This window comes from uncultured Ruegeria sp., from assembly GCF_947497005.1.
Taxonomy (GTDB): Bacteria; Pseudomonadota; Alphaproteobacteria; order Rhodobacterales; family Rhodobacteraceae; genus Ruegeria.
Window position 1 is genome coordinate 2,501 of record NZ_CANMFF010000046.1, and the last position, 3,686, is coordinate 6,186.

Sequence of the window (3,686 nt, forward strand, 5' to 3'; positions counted from 1 at the left end):
TCTCGGTCGGTTCTGCCATTTGGCAGACGGCACAGTTTGGGTCTAGCCGGCCTGAGTTGTGTATCCCGCACCGAAACGAACAGAGTTGTCCAAGTCTAATATACTAACCCGAGCGACCTGCGTTGATCAGCTGCACGGCTGAGAGACCATATGGGGTTGCTCATTTGTCCTCGTCCAAGTGGCGGGGGCGGGAAATGTATGTTTTTGGTTCAGAAGAACAGATGACCTTTAGTTACCAGCTGGGTCATCGTGATTGATTTGATTACTAGCGCAGCTTTGGTTGTGTGCGGTCAAACGCACTCAAGTAGCCGAATAGGCGGTAGTGCCAATATCAAGTCTTTCTTTTTCTGGATCAAATCAAGCGCGAGAAGGGCGTTTGGTGAATGCCTTGGCAGCAAGAGGCGATGAAAGACGTGATACTCTGCGATAAGCCATGGGGAGCTGAGAATAAGCTTTGATCCATGGATTTCTGAATGGGGCAACCCACCTGAATGTTTGTTATTGTTAGTTCTGCTAATCAATAATGAGCATAAACAGGTATTTATGACCTGAATACATAGGGTTATAAAGGCAAACCCGGGGAACTGAAACATCTAAGTACCCGGAGGAAAGGAAATCAATTGATACTCCCCTAGTAGCGGCGAGCGAACGGGGACCAGCCGAGCCGGATAAGTGACTAGAACACGTTGGGAAGCGTGGCCATAGCGGGTGACAGCCCCGTATAGGAAGCTTTGACGGACGTATTAAGTAGGGCGGAACACGTGAAATTCTGTCTGAAGATCGGAGGACCACCTTCGAAGGCTAAGTACTCCTTGCTGACCGATAGTGAACCAGTACCGTGAGGGAAAGGTGAAAAGCACCCCGACGAGGGGAGTGAAACAGTACCTGAAACCGAACGCCTACAATCAGTCGGAGGCTCCTTGCGAGCTGACGGCGTACCTTTTGTATAATGGGTCATCGACTTGGTCTCACGAGCAAGCTTAAGCCGTTAGGTGTAGGCGTAGCGAAAGCGAGTCTTAATAGGGCGCATGAGTTCGTGGGATCAGACCCGAAACCGAGTGATCTAGGCATGGCCAGGTTGAAGGTAAGGTAACACTTACTGGAGGACCGAACCCACATCCGTTGAAAAGGATCGGGATGAGCTGTGCCTAGGGGTGAAAGGCCAATCAAACTCGGAGATAGCTGGTTCTCTGCGAAATCTATTTAGGTAGAGCGTCATCCGAATACCCCGGGGGGTAGAGCACTGGATGGGTAATGGGGCCCCACAGGCTTACTGATCCTAACCAAACTCCGAATACCCGGGAGTACTAGATGGCAGACACACTGCGGATGCTAACGTCCGTAGTGGAGAGGGAAACAACCCTGACCTACAGCTAAGGCCCCCAATTCATGGCTAAGTGGGAAAGCAGGTGGGACGACCAAAACAACCAGGAGGTTGGCTTAGAAGCAGCCATCCTTTAAAGATAGCGTAACAGCTCACTGGTCTAAATAAGTTGTCCTGCGGCGAAGATGTAACGGGGCTCAAGCCATGAGCCGAAGCTTAGGATGCCGTAAGGCATGGTAGCAGAGCGTAGTGTGACATAAGACTTTATCTGTATTGCCGCTGGTTATGCGGCGCGGGCAACCGCGCTCAAGTAGCCGAATAGGCGGTAGCGCAGATATAAGTCTTTTCGATGAAGCCGGCGCGTGAGCGATCCGGTGGAGAGATCACTAGTGAGAATGATGACATGAGTAGCGACAAAGAGTGTGAGAGACACTCTCGCCGAAAGTCCAAGGGTTCCTGCTTAAAGCTAATCTGAGCAGGGTAAGCCGGCCCCTAAGCCGAGGCCGAAAGGCGTAGGCGATGGGAACCAGGTTAATATTCCTGGGCCGTGGAGTGGTGACGGATCTCAGAGGTAGTTCATCCTTATCGGATTGAATGGGCTGCTGAGAGGTTCCTGGAAATAGCCCTCCTATAAGACCGTACCCTAAACCGACACAGGTGGACTGGTAGAGAATACCAAGGCGCTTGAGAGAACGATGTTGAAGGAACTCGGCAAAATACCTCCGTAAGTTCGCGAGAAGGAGGCCCGGTTCCTAGGCAACTAGGGGCTGGGGGCACAAACCAGGGGGTGGCGACTGTTTATTAAAAACACAGGGCTCTGCGAAGTCGCAAGACGACGTATAGGGTCTGACGCCTGCCCGGTGCCTGAAGGTTAAAAGGAGAGGTGAGAGCCTTGAATTGAAGCCCAGGTAAACGGCGGCCGTAACTATAACGGTCCTAAGGTAGCGAAATTCCTTGTCGGGTAAGTTCCGACCTGCACGAATGGCGTAACGACTTCCCCGCTGTCTCCAACATCGACTCAGCGAAATTGAATTGCCTGTCAAGATGCAGGCTTCCCGCGGTTAGACGGAAAGACCCCGTGCACCTTTACTACAGCTTCGCACTGGCATCAGGATTGTGATGTGCAGGATAGGTGGTGGGCTTTGAAGCAGAGACGCAAGTCTCTGTGGAGCCTCCCTTGAGATACCACCCTTCGCACTCTTGATGTCTAACCGCGGTCCGTTATCCGGATCCGGGACCCTGCGTGGCGGGTAGTTTGACTGGGGCGGTCGCCTCCTAAAGCGTAACGGAGGCGCGCGAAGGTTGGCTCAGAGCGGTCGGAAATCGCTCGTTGAGTGCAATGGCAGAAGCCAGCCTGACTGCGAGACTGACAAGTCGAGCAGAGTCGAAAGACGGCCATAGTGATCCGGTGGTCCCGAGTGGAAGGGCCATCGCTCAACGGATAAAAGGTACGCCGGGGATAACAGGCTGATACTGCCCAAGAGTCCATATCGACGGCAGTGTTTGGCACCTCGATGTCGGCTCATCTCATCCTGGGGCTGGAGCAGGTCCCAAGGGTACGGCTGTTCGCCGTTTAAAGAGGTACGTGAGCTGGGTTTAGAACGTCGTGAGACAGTTCGGTCCCTATCTGCCGTGGGTGTAGGAGACTTGAGAGGAGTTGCCCCTAGTACGAGAGGACCGGGGTGAACGATCCACTGGTGGACCAGTTGTCGTGCCAACGGCAGTGCTGGGTAGCTATGATCGGACAGGATAACCGCTGAAGGCATCTAAGCGGGAAGCCCCCCTCAAAACAAGGTCTCCCTGAGGGCCGTGGAAGACCACCACGTCAATAGGCCGGAGATGTAAGCGCAGTAATGCGTTCAGTTGACCGGTACTAATCGCCCGATAGGCTTGATTTGATCCAGTAATGGAAAGACTGCCAACCGCCTCAAGTAACGAAGTGGTAGGCGAACAAATAAGCCAAAAACATACACCTCATTAAACATGGATGGCTGTGTCGCGCTAAGCGGCACTGTTGATTGACATAACTACCGAGTGGCAACGCGCATTTGCACGCAAATACGCTGCCTGCCACTCGTCGCGCTTTGCAAAGCAAAGTCGCGACGTGGGGATTTTCCTCGGTTTGGTGGTCATAGCGCAAGTGAAACACCCGGTCCCATCCCGAACCCGGAAGTTAAGCACTGCCGCGCCAATGGTACTTGGGCTTAAGCCCCGGGAGAGTAGGTCACCGCCAAACCTAGTAAAATCCCCCTTCTCTCTAAACGATGATACAAATCTGACTCTGACGCGGGATGGAGCAGCCCGGTAGCTCGTCAGGCTCATAACCTGAAGGTCGTAGGTTCAAATCCTACTCCCGCAACCA

1 tRNA gene and 2 rRNA genes are annotated in these 3,686 nt (G+C 53.1%); all 3 read left to right on the forward strand.

Going from position 1 to position 3,686, the window contains the following annotated elements:
* Positions 1-355 precede the first annotated feature (355 nt).
* The 3 genes from Q0816_RS25735 to Q0816_RS25745 all read left to right on the forward strand — a co-directional run bounded on the left by Q0816_RS25735 (position 356) and on the right by Q0816_RS25745 (position 3,686).
* Positions 356-3,222, forward strand: a 23S ribosomal RNA gene (locus tag Q0816_RS25735).
* A 223-nt stretch (positions 3,223-3,445) separates the two neighbouring features.
* Positions 3,446-3,560, forward strand: a 5S ribosomal RNA gene (gene rrf, locus Q0816_RS25740).
* Positions 3,561-3,609: 49 nt separating this feature from the next.
* Positions 3,610-3,686 (forward strand) — tRNA-Met (locus Q0816_RS25745).